Source organism: Mesorhizobium sp. M0496 (genome assembly GCF_040321205.1).
Classification (GTDB): Bacteria; Pseudomonadota; Alphaproteobacteria; order Rhizobiales; family Rhizobiaceae; genus Mesorhizobium.
The window spans coordinates 13,523-33,316 of sequence record NZ_JAMYRC010000008.1; the positions used below are offsets into that span (position 1 = coordinate 13,523).

A 19,794-nucleotide genomic window follows, 5' to 3' on the forward strand; every position below is an offset into this window, starting at 1 on the left:
GCTACGCAAACGAATCCTTGACGGCGCAAAACGAGTCGCCTTTTATAGGCCATGCGCTTCTGTTGAGAGTGCGACCGGAAAGTTCTGAGCCCGGTCTTTTTCCTGGATTATGTGCGTTTTCGCTCGCATTTCCGCCCGTTTACGAGGCCGGCGGAAGCGTTGGAATTGTGGGGCGATTGGGGACGATTGGGACAATTGTCGGGCTTGAATAAATTGTCTGTTAACACTATATTTAGTGTTTGCAGGTAGGCTCGACGCTAGATAGTGTGAATTTCCCTCAAGTGAGGGAATCGGAAAAAATCAGTTTTGAGGGACCCGTGGGTTCATCGGCGCGTTGGACAGTCGCTTCGCAAGGAGTTTTGACCAGCAGGGCCGGCGAAGACTGCGAAATGGAGAAGCCGGCCGTTTTTGAACGCCGGCAGACGGCGGACATGCGTGTTTCGCATTGGGGCAGAAATCCCCTGACGAAAGCGCTATATATAGACAAAAGGGACCGGACCAATGCGCATCGAGCGTCGTTTCACCAAGCCAGGACAATCTGCCTATGCGGAGATCGAATTCCGCAAGGCGCTTTCGGAGATCAAGAATCCGGATGGTTCGGTGGTGTTCCGCTTGGACAACATCGATGTTCCGGCGCAGTTCTCCCAGGTTGCCGCCGACATCCTGGCGCAGAAGTATTTCCGCAAGGCCGGTGTTCCCGCGCGCCTGAAGAAGATCGAGGAGAACGACGTCCCCTCCTTCCTGTGGCGCTCCGTCGCCGACGAGGCCGAACTCGCCAAGCTGCCGGAAGCCGAGCGCTACGGCTCCGAGATCGACGCCCGCCAGGTCTTCGACCGGCTGGCCGGCACCTGGACCTATTGGGGCTGGAAGGGCGGCTACTTCAAGTCGTCGGAGGAAGACGCACGCGCCTTCCGTGATGAGCTTGCCTATATGCTGGCCACCCAGCGCGTGGCGCCGAACTCGCCGCAATGGTTCAACACCGGCCTGCACTGGGCCTATGGCATCGACGGCCCGAGCCAGGGCCACTTCTATGTCGACCCGTTCACCGGCAAGCTGACCAAGTCGAAGTCCTCCTACGAGCATCCGCAGCCGCATGCCTGCTTCATCCAGGGCGTGCAGGACGACCTCGTCAACGAGGGCGGCATCATGGACCTTTGGGTGCGTGAAGCGCGCCTGTTCAAATACGGCTCCGGCACCGGTTCCAACTTCTCGCTGCTGCGCGGCGAAGGTGAAAAGCTGTCGGGCGGCGGCCGCTCGTCCGGCTTGATGAGCTTCCTCAAGATCGGCGACCGCGCGGCGGGCGCCATCAAGTCGGGCGGCACGACGCGTCGCGCCGCGAAAATGGTCATCGTTGACGCCGACCACCCCGATATCGAGGAATTCATCGACTGGAAGGTCAATGAAGAGCAGAAGGTCGCCTCGCTGGTGACCGGCTCCAAGATCGTCAAGAAGCATCTCGAAGCGATCATGAAGGCCTGCGTCAATTGCGAAGGCCATGATGACGATTGCTTCGACCCGTCGATCAACTCCGCGCTGAAGCGCGAGATCAAGGCGGCCAAGAAGTCCGCCGTGCCGGAGAACTACATCTACCGCGTCATCCAGTTCGCCAAGCAGGGCTACTCCCAGATGTCGTTCAAGACTTACGACACCGACTGGGATTCGGATGCCTACCTCACGGTCTCGGGCCAGAACTCCAACAATTCGGTGTCGCTGAAAGACAATTTCCTGCGCGCCGTCGAGGACGATGCCGACTGGCACCTGACCGCCCGCAAGGACGGCAAGGTGCTGAAGACGCTGAAGGCCAGGGATCTCTGGGAAAAGATCGGCTATGCCGCCTGGGCTTCGGCCGATCCGGGCCTGCATTTCAACACGACGATGAACGATTGGCATACCTGCGCTTCCGCCGGTGCGATCCGGGCGTCCAACCCGTGCTCGGAATACATGTTCCTCGACGACACGGCCTGCAACCTCGCCTCGATCAATCTGCTGCCCTACCGCAACGCCGACGGCACGATCGACATCGCCGCTTACGAGCACACTGTGCGGCTGTGGACCATCGTGCTGGAAATCTCCGTCATGATGGCGCAGTTCCCGTCGAAGGAGATCGCCAAGCAGTCCTACGAATACCGCACGCTTGGCCTCGGCTACGCCAACATCGGCGGCCTGCTGATGACCTCAGGCATACCCTACGATTCCGACGAAGGCCGCGCGATCTGCGCCGCACTCACCGCCATCATGACCGGCATGGCCTATGCCACCTCGGCCGAGATGGCCGGCGAGCTCGGCGCCTTCGCCGACTACGACCGCAATGCGCAGAACATGCTGCGCGTCATGCGCAACCACCGCCGCGCCGCCTATGGCGAGAAGCAGGGCTATGAGAAGCTCGCCGTCAACCCGGTGCCGCTGGTCGCTTCCGACCTGAAGCAGCAGGAGCTTGCCACCCACGCCAAGGCCGCTTGGGACCGCGCCATCGAGCTTGGCGAGGAGCATGGCTACCGCAATGCGCAGGCGACCGTCATCGCGCCGACCGGCACGATCGGTCTGGTCATGGATTGCGACACCACCGGCATCGAGCCCGACTTCGCCCTGGTGAAGTTCAAGAAGCTGGCCGGCGGCGGCTATTTCAAGATCATCAACCGCGCCGTGCCGGAAGCGCTGCGCACGCTCGGCTACTCCGAAGCCCAGATCGGCGAGATGGAGGCCTATGCGGTCGGCCACGGCAACCTCAACCAAGCGCCGGCCATCAACCCCGGCGCGCTCAAGGCCAAGGGTTTCACCGACGAGAAGATCGTGGCGCTCAACGCAGCCTTGAAGTCGGCCTTCGACATCAAGTTCGTCTTCAACCAGTGGACGCTCGGCGCGGACTGGGTGAAGGAGACGTTCGGGTTCACCGACGAGCAGCTCAACGATTTCTCGTTCGAGATCCTGCCGGCGCTCGGCTTCTCCAGGAAGGACATCGAGGCCGCCAACATCCATGTCTGCGGTGCGATGACGCTGGAAGGCGCGCCCTTCCTCAAGCCCGAACACCTGGCTGTGTTCGACTGCGCCAGCCCATGCGGCAAGATCGGCAAGCGCTCGCTGTCGATCAACAGCCACATCCAGATGATGGCGGCAGCGCAGCCCTTCATCTCCGGCGCTATCTCCAAGACCATCAACATGCCCAACGATGCGACGGTGGAAGACGCCAAGGGCGCCTATATGCTGTCGTGGAAGCTGGCGCTGAAGGCCAACGCGCTCTATCGCGACGGCTCGAAGCTCTCGCAGCCGCTCAACTCCTCGCTGCTCGCCGATGGCGAGGACGATGAGGAAGAAGCCCTCGAGCAGCTGATCGCCGCACCGGCGGCGGCGCGCGCGGCGCAGATCACCGAACGGATTGTCGAGCGCATCATCGAACGCGTGTCGCGCGAGCAGGAAAAGCTGCCCGGCCGCCGCAAGGGCTACACGCAGAAGGCCAAGATCGGTGGCAACACCATCTTCCTGCGCACCGGTGAATATGACGATGGCCGTCTCGGCGAGATCTTCATCGACATGAACAAGGAAGGCGCGACACTGCGTGGCCTTCTCAACAACTTCGCCATCGCCATTTCGCTGGGCCTGCAATATGGCGTGCCGCTCGACGAATATGTGCACGCCTTCACCTTCACCAAATTCGAGCCGGCCGGCATGGTGCAAGGCAACGACGCCATCAAGAGCGCGACGTCGATCCTCGACTACGTGTTCCGCGAACTGGCGATCTCCTATCTCGGCCGCAACGACCTCGCCCATGTCGACCAGTCGGACTTTTCCAACACCGCACTTGGCCGCGGCATCAGCGAAGGCAAGACGGATGCGGTCTCCAAGGGCCTGACCCGTGGCGCTTCGCCGGTGAAGCTGGTGTCGCGCGTCAGCGGCAATGATCCGAAAGGCTTTGCAGCACCCTCGGGCGCCCCTGCCCGCTCAGTGCCGACAGCCTTCTCCGGTTCCAACGTGCTGGCGCTGAAACCGGCCAGCGACGAAGCGGTCGCCTACAAGCGCGACTATGAGGAGCGGGCAAAGGAACTGGCCGAGGACATCGCTTTCGAGGAAGCGGCTGCTTCGGACGCCACGGCAGGCTTGTTCACCGACGCCGCGGCCGTTGAGGCGGCCGAAGCAAAAAAACTCGCCAACGACCGTCGCGCCAAGTCGCTGCTTCAAGGCTACACCGGCAATTCCTGCTCCGAGTGCCAGAACTTTACCATGGTACGCAACGGGACTTGTGAGAAGTGCGATACGTGCGGCTCGACGAGCGGGTGCAGCTGAGAGCCGATGCCACCTCGTCGGCTTACGGTTCGCGAAGTCATTCGCCTGCTGGAGGCCGACGGCTGGTATCTGGTTGCAACCAAGGGCAGTCATCGCCAATATAAGCACAAGATCAAAGCCGGCCGCGTTACCGTGGCCGGCAAGCCGTCTGAAGAGGTTGCACAGGGAACACTGAACAGCATCCTCAAGCAGTCAGGTTTGAAGGAGTGATGACATGCGTTACGCGGTGGTGATTGAAAAAGCAGGAAACAATTTTTCTGCCTATGTGCCGGACCTCCCCGGCTGCATCGCGACCGGTGCGACCGTACCTGAGGTGGAAACCGAGATTCGCGACGCAATACGCTTTCACATCGAAGGCTTGCGCGCCGACGGGCTGGATGTGCCCAACGGCGTCAGCCTGGCCGAATATGTAGAGGCATAGAGCCCACGGGCCAAAGCGGGTGCGGCGGGCAGCAGCGGCGCTCCTTTCTTAGCGCCAGAATCCTGCGACAGTGCGGAATGATTGATCACATCACCATTGCTGTGAGCGACCTTGAGAAGAGCAAGCTCTTCTACGAAAGGGCTTTTGCACCCTTGGGATATAGCCTCTCCTTCGGCAAGGAGGGCGTGTTCTGGGCCTTTGATGTCGGCGCAGGCAGCCTGTTCGAGATCCAGCGATCGGACAGCAACCCACCGCTGACACGTGTGCATGTCGCTTTCCGGGTGAACAGCAAGGCGGACGTCGAGGCGTTTTATCGAGCTGCTCTCCAGGCCGGCGGCACGGACAATGGCGCACCCGGCCCGCGGCCGGAGTATACCGCGACCTACTATGCCTGCTTCGTTCTTGATCCCGATGGCTACAACATCGAAGCCATGCTCAACGAGCCTGGCGTCTAACTCGCCGGCAACACCCGTAGCGTCTGCTCGTCAAATAACGGCTCGTCTTGGCCTATACGCACGAACAGCACTTTCCGCCCCTCGCCCGTGGGCACCTCGAAATACTGGATACCGTCAGGCATTTCGCCCCAGTCGCCGCAGAGCGGCTCCGGAACCTCGTTGGGATCGGCTACCGCTTTCAGCTCTTTCGCGTAGGCGGCGTCGGGGCTGAATGTGTAGCGTTTGACGCCGGTGGGCACGGTGCCCTCGATGTAAGGCTTCAGCACGCAGCGCGCGCTGACGGCCTTGTCGGTCTTCTCCAGGAACAGGCGCTGCAATGCGGCCTCGGCGGTTTCGCCGGGCCTGATGTCATACAACTCGACAAGTGGATCGGCGTCTCCGCCATCGCTGTATTTGATGGCAAGCGCATTGCCGGCAAATTCGAAATGGATCTGGCGGAAGCCGAAGTCGCAGCGCTGCGCCCAGGCGGCCAGCCCGACAGTCTTGTCGGCCAGTTTTTCCCAGACGCATTTGTCGATAGGCTGGCGCGATGGCGACGGCTCGTCGGCACGCACTACGGTGATGATCGTCGCGGATGCAAACAGGGCGCTGGCCCAGATGATTGATCTCATGGTGCTACTCATCGCTGCATCCCGTCAAAGTGAAGGCATCCCACGCCGAGCCGTCGGGATTGGCATTGGCGAAATCGGCCCATTCGGTGAAAGCCACGCCGAAATCGGGCAAAAGCAGCCCCTTCGGCGCGGGTGTCGCTTCGCGCGAATTCAACTGTTCGGCGCCGCCGCCGGTCAGGGCGTAGACTTGGCCATCCCATATCCTGCACAGCCCGCTGCCATCCTGCAGGCCCGCTTCGCGGTCGTCGTCGGTGCAGGCGTGGCGGATGGTGCCGAGCGGGAATGAATTCTTGCCGTTGGTCCAGGTGATGTCGGCCGGCAGGCTTGTGTCGGTGTTCGGCACGCTCAGCGAAAAAACTTCCGCCGTCAGCGCCGCCGGCTCGTTGGCGAGCGGCCGAAATTGCATGACGGCACCCGAACGTGGCTCCCGATAGGTGGCGTGGCTCAGCAGACAGTCTTCTGCGAAGGCAGCCTGCATCGGGCCGAGCAGGCCCAGGAAAACGAAGACCAGTTTGCGGGTGATCATCAAATGTCCCTGGAAAGCGTTGTGAAAGCCAGATGCGGGCTGCATGCCGGCTCGCACAGTCGCATCGTCCGCGCAAAAGCATAAGCGAAATCCGGAACGGCTGCGTTTATCCTCTCCCGGATGAAAACGTGCCCCTCGCTGGGTTCTGACGCGCCTGCCTAAGCAGATTTTCCTTTGTCTCGGTATCAAGCGCCCGCCAGTCACAACCGCGAACTGCCGCCTCCATCGCATAGAGTGCGAGGATCGTCACATGCCGCCCGAACCGAAACTTCAGTCGGTGGTAAGCTTCGACGACGCCAAAATTGCGCAAATCCTCATCATCGAGAATATCAATTTCCGCCAGCATCCGCGCCATGGCTGGTCCGAGATTTCTCATGTCTTCGACGTGCGTGCTCATCGCAGCGTATCGGCGTGTTCAAGGAGCATAAGCTAGTCCCGTAGATTTGCCGCTCTTCCCGGAGAGCGGTTGCAGGCAAGGCCAGCCGGCACAGTCGCATCATCCGTGTGAAACCATAAGCGAAATCCGGAACGGCTGCGTAGTCCGTTCCGTCGAAAACTTGTCCCTTGCGAACCCAACAGCCTGTATGGTCGAGCGCCCTGACCGAAGGAGACAAGCTGGTGATGCGGCGTTTGGCAATAACGGTGGCAATGTCTGCATTCGCGGGCGGGCCTGCATTGGCGGCCGCACCGTATGTCGGGACATGGTCCAGCGACCGGCTGAACTGCAGTGCGGCCGCCGACGTTCAGCGCGAAACCGTCTTCACCGTAGACCGGGCGGCGCTGTCGCTTCCCGAATTCGGCTGCGAGCACGCGACGTTTCGCAAAAATCCGACTGGCTGGGTGGTGCATGCCAGCCAATGCTACGGCTCTGACCCGTCGCTGGAGGAGCCGTTCACGCGCGTCATCCATATAGTCAGGCATGACGCCACGCTGCGGTTAACCTGGCCTGGCTTCGACAGCGGCCCCCTCGTTCGCTGCTGAAGGGGTCCGGCGCCTCAGAACAGCCCGACCAGAAATGCGGCGCCACCGAGAAAGCCAGCCGAACAGACCCACAGCAGCCAGAGCCCGCGCACCCGGCATTCGAGCACGGCCGAGCCGGGGTTGGCGGGGTCATAGTGCACGTCGACCTTGCTGCCCTCGATATACTGCCGTGCCTGACCGCCGACGAGGCCGGGCAGCGAAGCCGTCACGGTGGCACCGAAGGTCACACGATCGGCGCTGTAGCGCTGGCCGGCAACGCCATAGGAGTAGACGATGCGGGATTTGAAGACCGTGCGCCATCGTCGATAGCCTGAATGGCTTCGCAGCGCCTGCAGGCCCGAGGCATCGATGCGGCCGGCGGCGACGGGCCATTTTGCCGCCTGGTCGGCGAGCGACTTCTGGGCGAAGCCCATGCGCAGGGCGAACAGGCCCATGAACAGCAGCAGCGCTCCCGCGCCGAGGTTCTGCGGCTTGGGCAGATGCGGGCCGATCGCCTCCAGGACACCGCCGACCGAAAACACCAGCACCAGCGCGCCGATCACCAGCCCCGCCGAAAGCTGGACCATGAACTTGAAAGCGCCTTCGGGCATGGTACGCTCGATCACGGCTTTGCTCGGATCGGCCGGATTGTAGAAGACAGTCACTTCCGCGCCGCGGGGAAACTGCGCAAGGGTCTCCTTGACCTCGAAATTTCCCAGATTCTCCTGCACGCTGTAGCGCGAGCTTTGAAATTTCTTACCGCCGACCTTGTATTCAAAGGTGATCGCCGGAAAATTGCGCATTTCGGTGGTATCAGTGCTGTCCGAGCCAACGCCCGAGCGCCTCACTTCACGGGCTTCGACGCGCGAAGAGATGATCTTTCCCGGCGCCGGCAACCAGCGGCTGAGTGCCTTCACCTCTCGCCATTTCAGGAAGGTGATGAGCGACAACATGCCGGCGACCACGCAGGCAAAGCCGACAAGCATAATCTTGAGTTCCAACTCGTCTCCCCCCGGAGTGCAGGAACCTGAACATAGACAGCAAGGCGACGGCAATGTCTTGTATATTCTCAAAATCCAAAAGGGCTGAGCAGCGCAAACAGCAACAGCCCGCGGAGCGTCATGACGGCCTCACAGCCAGGAACGTGTTCCATTCTTCGCGATCGCCCGGACGGCTGAGATCAGGGAGAGCGAAGGACGCCGGGCCTAGTGGACTGCGTCAGTCGGCTTCGGCGACGGAAACCCGCCCGCCGGCCCAGGCACGCCACTGCCGCTCGTCGCCGTGGAAGACGTTGAGGTCGATGCGGCCGGTGACGCCATGCGACAGACCGGAGCCGGAATACTGCCAGAACAGCCATTTGCGGTCGGGGTAGACTTTTGACGGGTGCCGCGCCACGGCCCGCAGCCAGAACGGATAATCGAGGAAGGCGCCGCGCAGATTGTCGCGATAGAAATCGGGCGCGGTGTAGATGATGGGCCGCTGGCCGTAGTAGCGCTCCAGCCTGTCCATGAACACCTGCATCTTCTCCAGCACCTTTTCGCGCGAAGGCCGCCGCTTGCAGCTGGATTCGCCGTTCCACTCGACGTCGATCACCGGCGGCAGAGCGCCTTCGACCCTGGGCACGTTGCGAATGAACCAGTCGGCCTGCTCGCCGGCCGTGCGGCACCAGTAGAAGAAGTGGTAGGCGCCGCGCTTCAGGCCGGCGGCGTCGGCATTGCGCCAATTCCTGGTAAACATCGGATCGAGGTGGTCGCCACCGTCGGTCGCCTTGATGTAAGCGAAGTTGGCGCCCTGGGCGCGCAGTTTGTCCCAGTTGACGTTGCCTTGCCAGCGCGAGACGTCGACGCCGTGCACGGCAAGATGGCGGGGCGAAGCCTTGCCGAAATTGATCGGCTTGGCATCGCGAAATCCATAGCGGGTAAGCGGCCCGGCAAGCATCGGCGGCGCTGCGCGGCTCAGCAGCCTCGGCGGCGACACAAGGGCCGCCGGCTCGATTGACGGCTCGACGCTGTCCGACGGTTCAGGCGCTGAAAGCGCCACCGTTTCTTCCTCCGCCAGTCCGAAAGGCCGGGGGCTTTCGTCCACCGGCGCCATTTCGACCCTTGGCGCTCGTCTGGCCGTTGCCGCTGGCACTGCCGCGATAGGTGCGGGCGGCCGGATCACGGAACTCGTGGTCTCGCTGGACGGTTTCTGCAAATCCAGCGCGTCGACGCCGGCCGTCGACGTGCAGCCGGCAAGGCATAGCGATGCGATCAAGAAACTGATGGCGCCCGGAATCCGCATCTGGACCTGTACTCAAAACACAACAGACCGAGGGCAAAGCGACAGCCGACGGACAAACCGGATCAGTTATGAATGAGAAATTACCAATAAAGTTTGAATCAATTTTTTTCACGTAGGCCAAACAGCGAAATCTGGCTCTCCGTGCAAGGGATCGGCCAGCCTTGTGGGGTCGGCAAAGCCGCTAGGGCTTCCTGAAAACGCCGATCATCGGCCCCAGATTCCAGTAGTCGTCATTGCGGCCGATGGCAGGCGCAAACAGGCTTGATATCGTGCCGTCGAGGAACAGCGCATTGTCGCAGCCGAGCGCGTCGCGGAAAAGACGGGCGAAGGCATGGAAGGTCACGGTGCCGTTCGAAATCGCGAAGACCGCGACGCCATCCTTGCGCACACCGACCCCGTCGCGTGTTTTTCGCGAGGTGCCGTCGGCCTGAAATTTCGGATGCAGTCGGCCGTCGATCACCAACATCGGCCCGGATTGCGTCGCATAGTCGACGGGCGGACGCCTTTTCACGAAATCCCTGGTGGCGCGAACCGCAGCCTTGCCGTCGCGCATGTAGAAAATGCCATTCGGCTGCAGGGAAAAATTGCCGCTTCCCGACCCCGTCTTCACAGAAGCCATTTCCTGGCCCTGCTCGACATAAAGACCGACTGGCGCGAGGTTCGGATGATACATGCCGGCATTGATGCCAAACAGCATCGTGCGCCCGGCCGCCTCCTGCGAGGCAGTGAGATTGTGCAGCGACTGAAACGGCTTGCCCGCCGGATCCTTCCAGAACAACTCGACCTGATATCGCTTCGGATCGACCTCGCACACGAGATAGCTGGTCGCCTCGAAGGCGAAGTCCCGGCATGGCGGCAGCGAGGCAACCCACTGGCCAAACCCCATGCCGAAGGCCGCCACCGACGGCAGCGCGCCCTTGGCCAGCGCCAGCAGCAGTGGGACTGATTGCAGAAGGGTGAAGAAATCCATGCGCGTACCGGAATCCAGATTCGGGGTCCGGTACGGATATAGCCCGTTTCAAGCGATACTGTGAAAGTGCCCTAAACGAGCCAGCCCATGGCCACGCCCAGCAGCAGGACGACGCCGAGCACGCCGCGATAGATGACGAACGGCCAGGCCGAAAAACGCTCCAGTACGCGCATCAGCCCCCATATGGCGAAGAAGGCGGAGATCGAGGCGACGACCAGCCCGACGGCAAGGACCGACCAGCCATGGGCGTCGAGATGGACCTTGTGCAGTTCCCAAAGCTCCTTGAGGCCGGCCAGCGCAATCGCCGGCAGCCCAAGCAGGAACGAGAAGCGCGCCGCCTCGGCCCGCTTGAAGCCGAGCCCCAGTGCCGCCGTCAGGGTCGAGCCCGAGCGCGACACGCCAGGAATCAGCGCGCCGATCTGGGCGACACCGACAAGCAGCGCATCAGTCAGCGAGGCTTCGCCCATGGTGCGCCGGTGGCGGGCAAAAATCTCGGCCAGCGCCAGCAGGATCGCCATGGCGATGCAGGCCCAGCCGATCACCGTCAGGCTGCGCAGCGGCGAATTGCAGGCGTTGAGCAGGCCCGACAGCGCGACGCCAGCGATGACGATCGGGATCGTCGCCAGCACGATCCACAGCGCCAGCTTGAAATGCCGGTCAGCGAAATCGCGTCGCGCCAGGGCATCGAGCGAACCAAACAGGATGTCCCTGACATCGCTCCAGAAATAGCTGACCACCGCGGCAAGGGCCGCGAGTTGCATGGCGGCGGAGAAGGCGGAACCCGGATCCTGCCAGCCAAGCACTGCCGGCACGATGCGCATATGGGCGGTCGAGGAAATCGGCAGCAATTCGGTGATGCCTTGCACCACGCCCAGGAACGCCACCTTGGCATACCCTAACCCGACAAAGCCCGTGTCCAGGCCTTGAGTGCAGATGTCAGCCAATGTCGAATTCCATGCATGAGAGATCGGGTCTGCGCGGACCGACCAATATCGGTCGGGCAAGCCTTATCGTCATGGGCAGGATAATCAATTTACGGATTTGTAAGCTGGTGCGGCGAAATGCGCGCGATTGAAAACCGACCCAGCTTGGGCCGGTTTGAGGTTCATAGGGAAAATCGCAACGCGATTACGGGCAAAGCCAGAGTTTCTGGCATGCCCTGGCGATCACATGCGCCGGCGGAACGACAGGTTCATCGATGGAAGGCCGACGAGCCCGTTCGAGCAGCATGCGCACCTGTTCAGGGCGCACACGATCGCGCTCCATCACAAGCAGGACCATCGGATCGCTCAAAAGCTCGTCCAGGGTGCTGATGCTGTCGTTCATCCGTCGTCTCCTCGAATGCCGTGCCCGCGACCCTTAAATGGGGAGACAATGATGGCTCGCCAATGACGCTTTGCCGGCTATCTCGTGTTGATTTGGATTAAATTTTGTTCAGGCTTGCGCTCTTCCTTCCCCTCAAGGGGAGAAGGAAAAAAACTAGCCTGGCGGCGGGGCGCCTTCGTATTGCGGCAGGCCGTCATCGAGCACCAGCCAGGGCTGCTTCGAGGCCGTAAAAATATGCATTTGCGGCTTGAAAGCGGTCGGATCGTCGAGCGAACCGGTGGTGACGCCGATGATGCCCGCGGAATCGCGTCGGGAGAACATCGTCGTGCCGCAACTCGGGCAAAAGCCGCGCTTGAGCTCCAGCGAGGAGTTTATCGTCGCCAGCGGCCCGTCGACCGTCAAATCGTCGATGCGAAACAGCACGCGTGCGTTGAAGGCGGCGCCGATCGCCTTCTGGCAAACCCGGCAATGGCAGATGCGCTCGTTGATCGGGGTTGCGTCCGTGCGGTAGCGCACCGCCTTGCACAGGCATCCGCCCTCATATCTTGCCATCGCCCGGATCCATTGTTGGAGAGAATAGGCGGCAAGGTAGCGGCGGGACCGATTGGGTCAATTGAAAAGCTTTGATACAACGCCATCGATTATGGTGATGCGGGTAGGACTGAAGTCATGACGCAGGACATCGAAACCATCGGCATTGCGGACCTGTTCGGGCCGCCCTCGCCCGCTCGCGACCGCACCGACGCCAGGATCATGGCGGCGGCCGCTGGCATCGGCTTCATGGCGGTCCGGGACTTTCCCGGCGACGATTGGCTGACGCCGGACAAACGTGCACAAGTGCTGCATATCTTCTCGCTTGCCGACGCCGAGAAGCAGCAACTGCTGCGCTGGAATTTCGACCGCACGAAAAACAATGTCTATCGCGGCTGGTTCCCGCTGCAGCCGACAGCCGTTTCCTACAAGGAAGGCATCGACATGGGGCCGGACCTCGCCCATGCGGCGCGCACCCCGGCTTCCGACGATCCGTTGTGCGAGCCGACGCCCTTGCCGGCCGACGACGCCCTGCCCGGCTGGCGCGCGGCGGCAGCGGACTACTACCGCGCTATGGAGGCGGTGGGCAACGCGCTGATGCGCTCGAATCGCCCGCGGACTTGGCCTGCCGGAAACCATTTTCGATGCCTATTTCGAGCATGGCATCTCGACGCTGCGGCTGATCCGCTATCCCCTGCGTGACGCCAATGCCGGGGTCGACACCAGCGGGCCGGAGTTTTCGGTTGTTCACAAGGGCGAGACGCGCACCATCATCGGCCGCGAGCATGCCGATTCCGGCTTCGTCACCTTGCTGGCGCAGGACGGCGTCGAGGGCTTGCAGGCAAAGACCCTTGCCGGCGAATGGATCGATGTGCCGCCGGCCAACGGTACGCTGGCGGTCAATTTCGGCCAGCTGCTGGAACGCTGGACCGGCGGGCGCATCCGGGCAACGCGGCACCGGGTGATTGCGCCGAAGACGGCGCGCTTCTCGATTCCGTTCTTCTACGAACCGCGTGTCGACGCCGAAATCGCGCCGCTGCCATTGAGCGGCCCGGAACCCTTCGAGCCGTTTTTCTACGGCGACTATCTCTGGGACGCGGCGACGAATTTCGTCGAGATGAGCGGCATCAAGCATCTCAGGCAGCCGCGCCGGGCGAGGGCTTCATAGGCACGGCTATAGGGCACAAAACATTGCCGGCCGCCTCGTGGGAGACGACCGACAGCCGATTAGCAGGCAAGCCTATTCCGTTTCGCTGACCACTTCGTCCCAGGTCTTCACCTTGGTCTCGCCGTTGAGGAACGGCAGTGCCGCGGCCGTCAGCTCGGGAGCGAAGAAGACGTCGTAGTGGGTGCGGTTGGGCAGGATCGCGAGGCGGTTCTGCGACAGGTTCTCGCGCATCCAGCCGGCGTCCTTCAGTCCGCCGCCGAGCATCTGGTAGAACTTGATCTCATGCTCGGGCCGGTACATGTCGCTGTCGCCATAGGCCAGCATGACCGGCATCTTCAGCTCGGCGACGTCGGCTGAGTAGTCGTACTCCTGGCGCATGAAGTTGCCGAGCGCGTCGAGCAGCTTCGGGAAATCCTGCGGACGTGGCGCCACCGCCACGTAGGATTTGTACATCGGCGTGTCCTTCATGAAATCGGCCGCCGCCGCGCTGACCTGCGCCTGCTGGCCGCGCATCTCGGCGTAGAAGCCGTCCGCGGCGTAGCCGGTCGACACCAGGACGAGCCGGCGCACCGCTTCGGGATGCTGGACGGACATGCGGAAGGCGACGCCGCCGCCCAGCGAATAGCCCATGACGTCGACCTTGTCGTAGCCAAGCGCCTTCACGATGGCTGCCATGTCGTCGCCAATCGCCTCCACGCTGAACGGCCGGTCGCCAAGCGCGGTGCGGCCATGCCCTTGCAGGTCGACGCCGATGACCGTGCGGTTTTCGGCAAATTTCGGCAGGATCGGCGCGAACATGTCCGTTGTGCCGAGGCCGCCATGCAGCAGAAGCAGCGGCTCGCCCTTGCCGTAGATGGCATAGTAGTAGTTCAGGCCGTTGATCGGCAGCAGACCGGACTTTTCCGGCTTCGGCAGTGCGTTCGTTGCGGTCGTCATGACGGACTTTGTCTCCTCTGCATGGGTGGCGGCCGGGCAGCCAAGAAGCACTGCGGCCGAAGCAAAAATGGCGAAAAACAGGGTTTTGGACATATCGATCTCCTCGCGTCCTGCCGATATCAAAGCGTTTTGCTGATCAAACCGTTTGGTTGATCAAAGCGTTTTGGCGAGTTCTTCGAGCTGGTCGGTGCACTGGCCCCAGCCCTCGTCAAAGCCCATCTTCTCGTGCTGTTCGCGGTCGGCGACACTCCAGTGCCTGACCCGAGCGATGTAGCGGGTCTTGCCAGTCCCCTCGTCCTCGAAGGTCAGCACGCCGGTCATGAATGGCTTTTCCGACGGTTCCCAAGCCTCTGTGTAGGCATCGGTGAAGACGATCTTCTTGCCGGGGATGACTTCTAGGAAAACACCGGGGTTGGGGAATTCATTGCCGTCGGGGCCAGCCATGACGACTAGGCTCGAGCCGCCGGTGCGCACATCCATTTCGGCGCGCGGTGTCGTCCACGGCTTTGGCGAGAACCACTGCGTCACCAGTTTCGGATCGGTCCAGCAGCGATAGACGTTCTCGCGCGGCGCATCGATGATGCGGCCGAGAACCAGTTCGCGGTCATTGGCGGGGGCGATGTCGAGCTTGGTGGTCATGATGTCCTCGGTGTGCGTTTGATCTGGCTTCCGTCCCAAGGACGAGCCGATGAACCGCAAACCGACACCGCCGGCGAAAAAATGTCAGCACCGTCTCGATTGGCCCGAAGCGTCACCCACCTTCGTCATCCACGGGCGAAGCGGGAGCGCAGCTCCGTCGCGGAGACCCGAGGATGGCGAAGCGACGGGCGCGTTTCCGCCAAACGCCGAGGCATTCGGCTTATCAAAGCAGCATGTCTGATCGAGAAACTGGATGTTCTATCGACGTGTCAGTGGCGCTTGGCTTGCACCAGATAGGCCTCGATCTCGGTCTCGCCGAGCCACTTTGCCGCTTCCAGCCGATGCAGGCCTTCGACCAAGATATGGCGTTTGCCGTCGTGGCGGACCTGGATCGGCGTCTTCATGCCGTTTTCCAGAATGTCCTCGGCCAGATGGCGGACGGTCTCGGGATGCAACGTCTTCTTGCGCGCCGTCGGCACGTAGATCTCGTCGACCTTGACCTTTTGCACTCTGAGCATGCCGACCCCCGTGGCGGAAATGCCGCCCTGTGTGGAGATAGTCTCTTTGACCTCGGGGGCCAAGGGCGCGGCTAACGAATGCTGGCCCGATCGTTTCCATTTGACGCTGGACCGGCAGATCGCCGAAATGGCGGCCTTCGAACTTCTCCGGTGTTCATGACCCAACTGCCGACCGAATTTCCCGATTTCGGACTGACGCCGGAGCAGCGCCGGCACGCGGTGCGCGGCCACTATTACGAATGGCCTGAGATGGATGGCGAGCGCGGCGAGATCTGGTGCTACAGTGACCGGTTTTCCTATCGCGCTGGTGAGACGGTGGCGTTGCACGTCAGTTCGACGGCCTCGCGATTCAACATTGCAATCGTCCGCGACGGCGGCACCGAGACGAAAGTGTTCGAGCAGGCGGACATCGCGGCGCGCTGGCAGGACACGCCGGACCAGTGCTCAGCAGAAGGGTGCGGCTGGGACGCGTCCTTCGAGTTCCGTGTCGGGAACGACTGGCCGTCCGGCGCCTACCGGGTGACGCTGACCGCCGACGGCCGTGACGGCAAGCCGATCCAATGCCACCATATTTTCATCGTCGCACCCCTGCCCGGCAAGAAATCCGGCCGCGTGCTGCACGTGGCGGCGACGGGAACCTGGCTCGCCTACAACACCTGGGGCGGCTCCAACCATTACCAGGGCATCACTGGGCCGGATCGCAACCAGTATTCGCCCATCGTATCGACACAACGCCCCTGGTGTCGTGGCTTCGTCGTGCTGCCGAAGGATGCGCCGCGCGTGCCGCTGGAAGTCGCCGTGCCGCCGAAGACGGTGCCGCGTTATCCGCATATGGAATGGGCGCTCGCCACCGGCCATTCGAAGAAATACGCGTCGTCGGGCTGGGCCAGCTATGACAGCCACTTCTTCCGCTTCGCCGAACGGGCCGGCTATGAAGTCGATCTCGCTAGTCAGCACGATCTGCATGTTTCGCCAGAGATTCTCGACGGCTATGACTGCGCCGTCTTCGTCGGCCATGACGAGTACTGGACCTGGGAAATGCGCGATGCGGTTGACAACTATGTCGAGCGCGGCGGCCACGCGGCACGCTTTGCCGGTAATTTCATGTGGCAGACGCGGTTCGAGGACGAGGGCCGCCGGCAGGTCTGCTACAAATACCGCGCCCGCGCCGAGGATCCAGCCTATCGCAGTGGTGACGTCACCCGCGCCACCAATTCCTGGGAGGCGCCGGAAATCGGCCGGCCGGGTGCGGCGACCTTCGGGCTCAACGCGACCCGTGGCCTCTATGCCGGCTGGGGCGGCTGCGCGCCGCGCGGCGTGCGTGGCTTCCCGGTCTACCGGCCGGAACACTGGGCGTTCGCCGGCACCGGCATCTACTACGGTGACCTGCTGGGCGCCGACAGCCATGTCTATGGCTATGAGGTCGACGGGCTCGACTTCGAGATACGCGGCGGCCTGCCCTATCCGACCGCGACCAGCGGCGCGCCCGAAGGCCTCCAGGTTCTCGCCGTCGGCATGGCATCCCAGGTCGAGGAAAGCGCCGATATCCCGATCGAGGACCAGTTCCTCACCGACGAGGACGGCCGCTTCACCGCAGAAACGCTATTTGGCGACAGGAGCGACGCCAATCTGGAAAAAGTCAAACGCGGCAATGGCATGATCGTCAACTTCCCGCGCGGCAAGGGCGAGGTGTTCCACGCCGGAAGCTGCGAATGGGTCGCCGGCCTGCTACGACAAGACCCGATGGTCGAACGCGTTACCAAGAATGTCCTCGATCGTTACCTCGGAAAGTCCTGACATGTCGAAAGTCCAGATCGCCGCTCAAGACACCGAAGCCCGGCGAGAATCGCATCTGTTCTATCTGTCCAGCCTGCGCCGGCCGCTGATCGACCGCGCCGAGGGCATCTATATGTGGACGCAGGACGGCCGCCGCTTCATCGATGGATCGAGCGGCCCGATGGTCGCCAATATCGGCCATTCCAACCGCAATGTGCTGGATGCCATGAAGCGGCAGATGGACCGCGCCACCTTCGCCTACCGCCTGCATTTCGAGAACGAGCCGGCCGAAGAACTGGCACGCGAGCTGGCCGGCAAGTTGCCGGAAGGCATGGACCGCATCTTCTTCGTCTCGGGCGGCTCGGAGGCGACCGAATCCTGCATCAAGCTGGCGCGGCAATGGGCCGTCGCCACCGGACAGGCCAGCCGCTGGAAGGTGATCACGCGCTTCCCGTCCTATCATGGCGGCACGCTGGGTTCGCTGTCGATCACCGGCGACGATGCGCTGGCCGAAACTTTCGAGCCGATGATGCGGGTGATGCCGACCGTGCCGGCGCCGGATGCCTGGCGCGACCGCGACAATCTTTCGATGGAACAGCGCGGCATCCGCTATGCCGACATGCTGGAGGAGAAGATCCTGGCGGAAGGTCCAGACAGCGTGGTGGCCTTCATCATGGAGACGATCGGGGGTGCTGCGACCGCAGCGCTTGTGGCTCCCGACAGCTACTATCCACGCATCCGCGAGATCTGCGACCGCTACGGCATCCTGCTCATCCATGATGAAGTGATGAGCGGCGCCGGCCGTACCGGCAAATTCCTCGGCGGCGACCACTGGAACTGCAAGCCCGACATCGTCGCGTTGTCCAAGGGGCTAGGCTCCGGCTATGCGCCGCTTGGCGCGCTGGCCGCACCGATGCGGCTGGTGCAGCCGCTGCTTGCCTCAGGCGGCTTCCAGCACGGCCACACCTATGCCGGCAACCCGCTGGCCTGCGCTGCCGGGCTGGCTGTCCTTGGCGAAATGGATCGGCTCGACCTGATCGCCAATGCGGCTGCCATGGGCGACGTGCTGATGGATGGGCTGAAGGCGCTGTCCAAGCGGTTTCCGTTCATCGCCGACGTACGCGGCAAGGGCCTGCTCACAGGCGCCCAGATGGTTGCCGATCCCGAGACCTTGAAACCGATCGACCAGACCAAGAAGGCCACGCAACGGCTGCTCGACCTCGCCTATGAGCGCGGGCTGATCATCTATGGCCGCAAGGTCAAGGGCGGCGTCGACGGCGACAATTTCATGGTCGCGCCGCCGATGATCGTCACCAGGGAGCAGCTCGGCGAGATCATTTCCATCATCGGCGATTCGCTGGAGGCATTAGCCTCCGAGCTCGACCTGCCGGTCGAAGGGTAAGAGCATGGCCTCGCGAAAAGTCATCATCACCTGCGCCGTCACCGGCTCGGTGCACACGCCGTCGATGTCGCCCTATCTGCCGGTGACACCGGACCAGATCGCTGCAGACGCGATCGCGGCGGCCGAGGCCGGTGCATCGATCCTGCATCTCCACGCCCGTGACCCCAGGGATGGCCGCCCGACCGCCGATCCGGACGTCTATATGCAGTTCCTGCCGCGCATCAAGCAGGCGACCGATGCGGTGATCAACATCACCACCGGCGGCTCGTCGCTGATGACCTTGGATCAGCGGCTGGCTGCCCCTTTGCGCGCCGAGCCAGAAATGTGCTCGCTCAACATGGGTTCGATGAATTTCGCGCTGTTTCCCATGCTCGACAAGCCACGGGAATGGCAGCACGAATGGGAGCCGCAGCTGCTCGAAGCGACGCGGCATACAATTTTCAAGAACACCTTCGCCGACATGGAAGGCGTGCTGGAAAGGCTGGGCAAGGGCTGCGGCACGCGCTTCGAATTCGAATGCTACGATGTCGGCCATCTGTATTCGCTGGCGCATTTCCGCGATCGGGGCCTGGTGTCGGGACCGCTGTTCATCCAGTTCGTGCTGGGCATATTGGGCGGCATCGGCGCCGATCCCGACAATCTCGTCCATATGAAGCGGATCGCCGACAAATTGTTCGGCGACAGCTACCAGTTCTCGGTGCTGGCCGCCGGCCGCCAGCAGATGCCGCTGATCTCGATCGCCGCGGCCATGGGCGGCAATGTTCGCGTCGGGCTGGAAGACAGTCTCTATGACGGCCGCCAGCTGGCGAAATCCAATGCCGATCAGGTGCGCCGCATCCGTGGCATCCTCGATGGGCTGTCGCTGGAGGTTGCCACACCCACCGAAGCGCGCGACATGCTGGCGCTCAAGGGCGGCGACCGAGTGGCGTTTTGAGATGTGATTGATTGAGATGGTAGTGTCCAGTCCCGCCCCCCTCTGTCCTGCCGGACATCT

At 62.4% G+C, this 19,794-nt stretch carries 22 protein-coding genes; 10 read left to right on the plus strand and 12 right to left on the minus strand.

Annotation, left to right across the window (positions count from 1 at the left end; translation table 11 throughout):
• The first annotated feature begins 501 nt into the window (after positions 1-501).
• From NKI73_RS10025 to NKI73_RS10040, 4 genes are all read left to right on the plus strand, one after another.
• A complete protein-coding gene (locus tag NKI73_RS10025; RefSeq protein WP_352629049.1) occupies positions 502-4,278 on the plus strand; it encodes a vitamin B12-dependent ribonucleotide reductase in 3,777 nt (1,258 codons plus the stop codon).
• A 6-nt stretch (positions 4,279-4,284) separates the two neighbouring features.
• A complete protein-coding gene (locus NKI73_RS10030; protein ID WP_352629051.1) occupies positions 4,285-4,488 on the plus strand; it encodes a type II toxin-antitoxin system HicA family toxin in 204 nt (67 codons plus the stop codon).
• A gap of 4 nt (positions 4,489-4,492) precedes the next feature.
• Positions 4,493-4,699 carry a type II toxin-antitoxin system HicB family antitoxin gene (locus tag NKI73_RS10035; protein ID WP_352629053.1) on the plus strand — a complete coding sequence of 69 codons (207 nt, stop codon included), beginning with the start codon at positions 4,493-4,495 and terminating at the stop codon, positions 4,697-4,699.
• 77 nt (positions 4,700-4,776) lie between these two features.
• The gene (locus tag NKI73_RS10040) at positions 4,777-5,154 is read left to right on the plus strand and encodes a VOC family protein (protein WP_352629055.1); all 378 of its coding nucleotides are present in this window, start codon (positions 4,777-4,779) and stop codon (positions 5,152-5,154) included.
• On the opposite strand, the gene NKI73_RS10045 is transcribed toward NKI73_RS10040, so the two are convergent.
• From NKI73_RS10045 to NKI73_RS10055, 3 genes are all read right to left on the minus strand, one after another.
• Positions 5,151-5,765: a hypothetical protein gene (locus NKI73_RS10045; RefSeq protein WP_352629057.1), complete on the minus strand. Its 615-nt coding sequence runs from the start codon at positions 5,763-5,765 to the stop codon at positions 5,151-5,153. The two genes, NKI73_RS10040 and NKI73_RS10045, sit on opposite strands and share 4 nt — an antisense overlap.
• A 4-nt stretch (positions 5,766-5,769) precedes the next feature.
• Entirely contained in the window at positions 5,770-6,291 is a 522-nt protein-coding gene (locus tag NKI73_RS10050) for a hypothetical protein (protein WP_352629058.1), read from the minus strand.
• Positions 6,292-6,397: 106 nt separating this feature from the next.
• Complete coding sequence (locus tag NKI73_RS10055; protein WP_352629060.1) at positions 6,398-6,688, minus strand: TfoX/Sxy family DNA transformation protein; 291 nt, start codon at positions 6,686-6,688, stop codon at positions 6,398-6,400.
• Positions 6,689-6,939: 251 nt separating this feature from the next.
• Between NKI73_RS10055 and NKI73_RS10060 the strand changes: the two genes are divergently transcribed.
• Positions 6,940-7,272 carry a hypothetical protein gene (locus NKI73_RS10060; RefSeq protein ID WP_352629062.1) on the plus strand — a complete coding sequence of 111 codons (333 nt, stop codon included), beginning with the start codon at positions 6,940-6,942 and terminating at the stop codon, positions 7,270-7,272.
• A 14-nt stretch (positions 7,273-7,286) separates the two neighbouring features.
• On the opposite strand, the gene NKI73_RS10065 is transcribed toward NKI73_RS10060, so the two are convergent.
• From NKI73_RS10065 to NKI73_RS10090, 6 genes are all read right to left on the minus strand, one after another.
• Positions 7,287-8,252 (minus strand): DUF3592 domain-containing protein, encoded by a 966-nt coding sequence (locus NKI73_RS10065; RefSeq protein WP_352629064.1) that lies wholly within the window; start codon positions 8,250-8,252, stop codon positions 7,287-7,289.
• Between the two features lie 217 nt (positions 8,253-8,469).
• Entirely contained in the window at positions 8,470-9,534 is a 1,065-nt protein-coding gene (locus NKI73_RS10070) for a glycoside hydrolase family 25 protein (RefSeq protein ID WP_352629067.1), read from the minus strand.
• 181 nt (positions 9,535-9,715) lie between these two features.
• Complete coding sequence (locus tag NKI73_RS10075) at positions 9,716-10,504, minus strand: phosphodiester glycosidase family protein (RefSeq protein ID WP_352629069.1); 789 nt, start codon at positions 10,502-10,504, stop codon at positions 9,716-9,718.
• Between the two features lie 71 nt (positions 10,505-10,575).
• Positions 10,576-11,448: an undecaprenyl-diphosphate phosphatase gene (locus tag NKI73_RS10080; protein ID WP_352629071.1), complete on the minus strand. Its 873-nt coding sequence runs from the start codon at positions 11,446-11,448 to the stop codon at positions 10,576-10,578.
• Between the two features lie 184 nt (positions 11,449-11,632).
• A complete protein-coding gene (locus tag NKI73_RS10085; RefSeq protein ID WP_352629073.1) occupies positions 11,633-11,830 on the minus strand; it encodes a hypothetical protein in 198 nt (65 codons plus the stop codon).
• 153 nt (positions 11,831-11,983) lie between these two features.
• The gene (locus NKI73_RS10090; RefSeq protein WP_352629075.1) at positions 11,984-12,382 is read right to left on the minus strand and encodes a GFA family protein; all 399 of its coding nucleotides are present in this window, start codon (positions 12,380-12,382) and stop codon (positions 11,984-11,986) included.
• A gap of 117 nt (positions 12,383-12,499) precedes the next feature.
• Here NKI73_RS10090 and NKI73_RS10095 point away from each other — a divergent pair, with 117 nt between their 5' ends.
• Both NKI73_RS10095 and NKI73_RS10100 read left to right on the plus strand, forming a co-directional pair.
• Entirely contained in the window at positions 12,500-13,063 is a 564-nt protein-coding gene (locus NKI73_RS10095) for an isopenicillin N synthase family oxygenase (RefSeq protein ID WP_352629077.1), read from the plus strand.
• Positions 13,064-13,169: 106 nt separating this feature from the next.
• Positions 13,170-13,529, plus strand: a complete 360-nt coding sequence (locus tag NKI73_RS10100) for a 2OG-Fe(II) oxygenase family protein (RefSeq protein ID WP_352629078.1) — start codon at positions 13,170-13,172, stop codon at positions 13,527-13,529.
• A gap of 72 nt (positions 13,530-13,601) precedes the next feature.
• Here the strand turns inward: NKI73_RS10100 and NKI73_RS10105 are convergent, their stop codons facing one another.
• The 3 genes from NKI73_RS10105 to NKI73_RS10115 all read right to left on the minus strand — a co-directional run bounded on the left by NKI73_RS10105 (position 13,602) and on the right by NKI73_RS10115 (position 15,622).
• On the minus strand, positions 13,602-14,558 hold the full coding sequence (locus tag NKI73_RS10105; protein ID WP_352629079.1) for an alpha/beta fold hydrolase: 957 nt from the start codon (positions 14,556-14,558) through the stop codon (positions 13,602-13,604).
• A gap of 60 nt (positions 14,559-14,618) precedes the next feature.
• Positions 14,619-15,104, minus strand: coding sequence for an SRPBCC family protein (locus NKI73_RS10110; protein ID WP_352629080.1), 486 nt, complete (start codon positions 15,102-15,104; stop codon positions 14,619-14,621).
• A gap of 269 nt (positions 15,105-15,373) precedes the next feature.
• Positions 15,374-15,622, minus strand: a complete 249-nt coding sequence (locus NKI73_RS10115; protein ID WP_013532091.1) for a ParB N-terminal domain-containing protein — start codon at positions 15,620-15,622, stop codon at positions 15,374-15,376.
• A gap of 156 nt (positions 15,623-15,778) precedes the next feature.
• Here NKI73_RS10115 and NKI73_RS10120 point away from each other — a divergent pair, with 156 nt between their 5' ends.
• The 3 genes from NKI73_RS10120 to kce are packed head-to-tail and all read left to right on the plus strand — an operon-like array spanning position 15,779 to position 19,734.
• Complete coding sequence (locus NKI73_RS10120; RefSeq protein WP_352629082.1) at positions 15,779-17,419, plus strand: N,N-dimethylformamidase beta subunit family domain-containing protein; 1,641 nt, start codon at positions 15,779-15,781, stop codon at positions 17,417-17,419.
• Between the two features lies 1 nt (position 17,420).
• Positions 17,421-18,800, plus strand: a complete 1,380-nt coding sequence (locus tag NKI73_RS10125) for an aminotransferase family protein (RefSeq protein ID WP_352629084.1) — start codon at positions 17,421-17,423, stop codon at positions 18,798-18,800.
• A gap of 4 nt (positions 18,801-18,804) precedes the next feature.
• A complete protein-coding gene (gene kce, locus NKI73_RS10130) occupies positions 18,805-19,734 on the plus strand; it encodes a 3,5-dioxohexanoate:acetyl-CoA acetone transferase (RefSeq protein ID WP_352629086.1) in 930 nt (309 codons plus the stop codon).
• Positions 19,735-19,794 lie beyond the last annotated feature (60 nt).

What these genes read in the sequence shown, in the direction of transcription:
- NKI73_RS10025 (WP_352629049.1), top strand. Translation starts at nt 502, where the DNA reads ATGCGCATCGAGCGTCGTTTCACCAAGCCAGGACAATCTGCCTATGCG.
- NKI73_RS10030 (WP_352629051.1), top strand. Translation starts at nt 4,285, where the DNA reads ATGCCACCTCGTCGGCTTACGGTTCGCGAAGTCATTCGCCTGCTGGAG.
- NKI73_RS10035 (WP_352629053.1), top strand. Translation starts at nt 4,493, where the DNA reads ATGCGTTACGCGGTGGTGATTGAAAAAGCAGGAAACAATTTTTCTGCC.
- NKI73_RS10040 (WP_352629055.1), top strand. Translation starts at nt 4,777, where the DNA reads ATGATTGATCACATCACCATTGCTGTGAGCGACCTTGAGAAGAGCAAG.
- NKI73_RS10045 (WP_352629057.1), bottom strand. Translation starts at nt 5,765, where the DNA reads ATGAGATCAATCATCTGGGCCAGCGCCCTGTTTGCATCCGCGACGATC.
- NKI73_RS10050 (WP_352629058.1), bottom strand. Translation starts at nt 6,291, where the DNA reads ATGATCACCCGCAAACTGGTCTTCGTTTTCCTGGGCCTGCTCGGCCCG.
- NKI73_RS10055 (WP_352629060.1), bottom strand. Translation starts at nt 6,688, where the DNA reads ATGAGCACGCACGTCGAAGACATGAGAAATCTCGGACCAGCCATGGCG.
- NKI73_RS10060 (WP_352629062.1), top strand. Translation starts at nt 6,940, where the DNA reads ATGTCTGCATTCGCGGGCGGGCCTGCATTGGCGGCCGCACCGTATGTC.
- NKI73_RS10070 (WP_352629067.1), bottom strand. Translation starts at nt 9,534, where the DNA reads ATGCGGATTCCGGGCGCCATCAGTTTCTTGATCGCATCGCTATGCCTT.
- NKI73_RS10075 (WP_352629069.1), bottom strand. Translation starts at nt 10,504, where the DNA reads ATGGATTTCTTCACCCTTCTGCAATCAGTCCCACTGCTGCTGGCGCTG.
- NKI73_RS10085 (WP_352629073.1), bottom strand. Translation starts at nt 11,830, where the DNA reads ATGAACGACAGCATCAGCACCCTGGACGAGCTTTTGAGCGATCCGATG.
- NKI73_RS10090 (WP_352629075.1), bottom strand. Translation starts at nt 12,382, where the DNA reads ATGGCAAGATATGAGGGCGGATGCCTGTGCAAGGCGGTGCGCTACCGC.
- NKI73_RS10095 (WP_352629077.1), top strand. Translation starts at nt 12,500, where the DNA reads ATGACGCAGGACATCGAAACCATCGGCATTGCGGACCTGTTCGGGCCG.
- NKI73_RS10105 (WP_352629079.1), bottom strand. Translation starts at nt 14,558, where the DNA reads ATGTCCAAAACCCTGTTTTTCGCCATTTTTGCTTCGGCCGCAGTGCTT.
- NKI73_RS10110 (WP_352629080.1), bottom strand. Translation starts at nt 15,104, where the DNA reads ATGACCACCAAGCTCGACATCGCCCCCGCCAATGACCGCGAACTGGTT.
- NKI73_RS10115 (WP_013532091.1), bottom strand. Translation starts at nt 15,622, where the DNA reads ATGCTCAGAGTGCAAAAGGTCAAGGTCGACGAGATCTACGTGCCGACG.
- NKI73_RS10120 (WP_352629082.1), top strand. Translation starts at nt 15,779, where the DNA reads ATGACCCAACTGCCGACCGAATTTCCCGATTTCGGACTGACGCCGGAG.
- NKI73_RS10125 (WP_352629084.1), top strand. Translation starts at nt 17,421, where the DNA reads ATGTCGAAAGTCCAGATCGCCGCTCAAGACACCGAAGCCCGGCGAGAA.
- kce (WP_352629086.1), top strand. Translation starts at nt 18,805, where the DNA reads ATGGCCTCGCGAAAAGTCATCATCACCTGCGCCGTCACCGGCTCGGTG.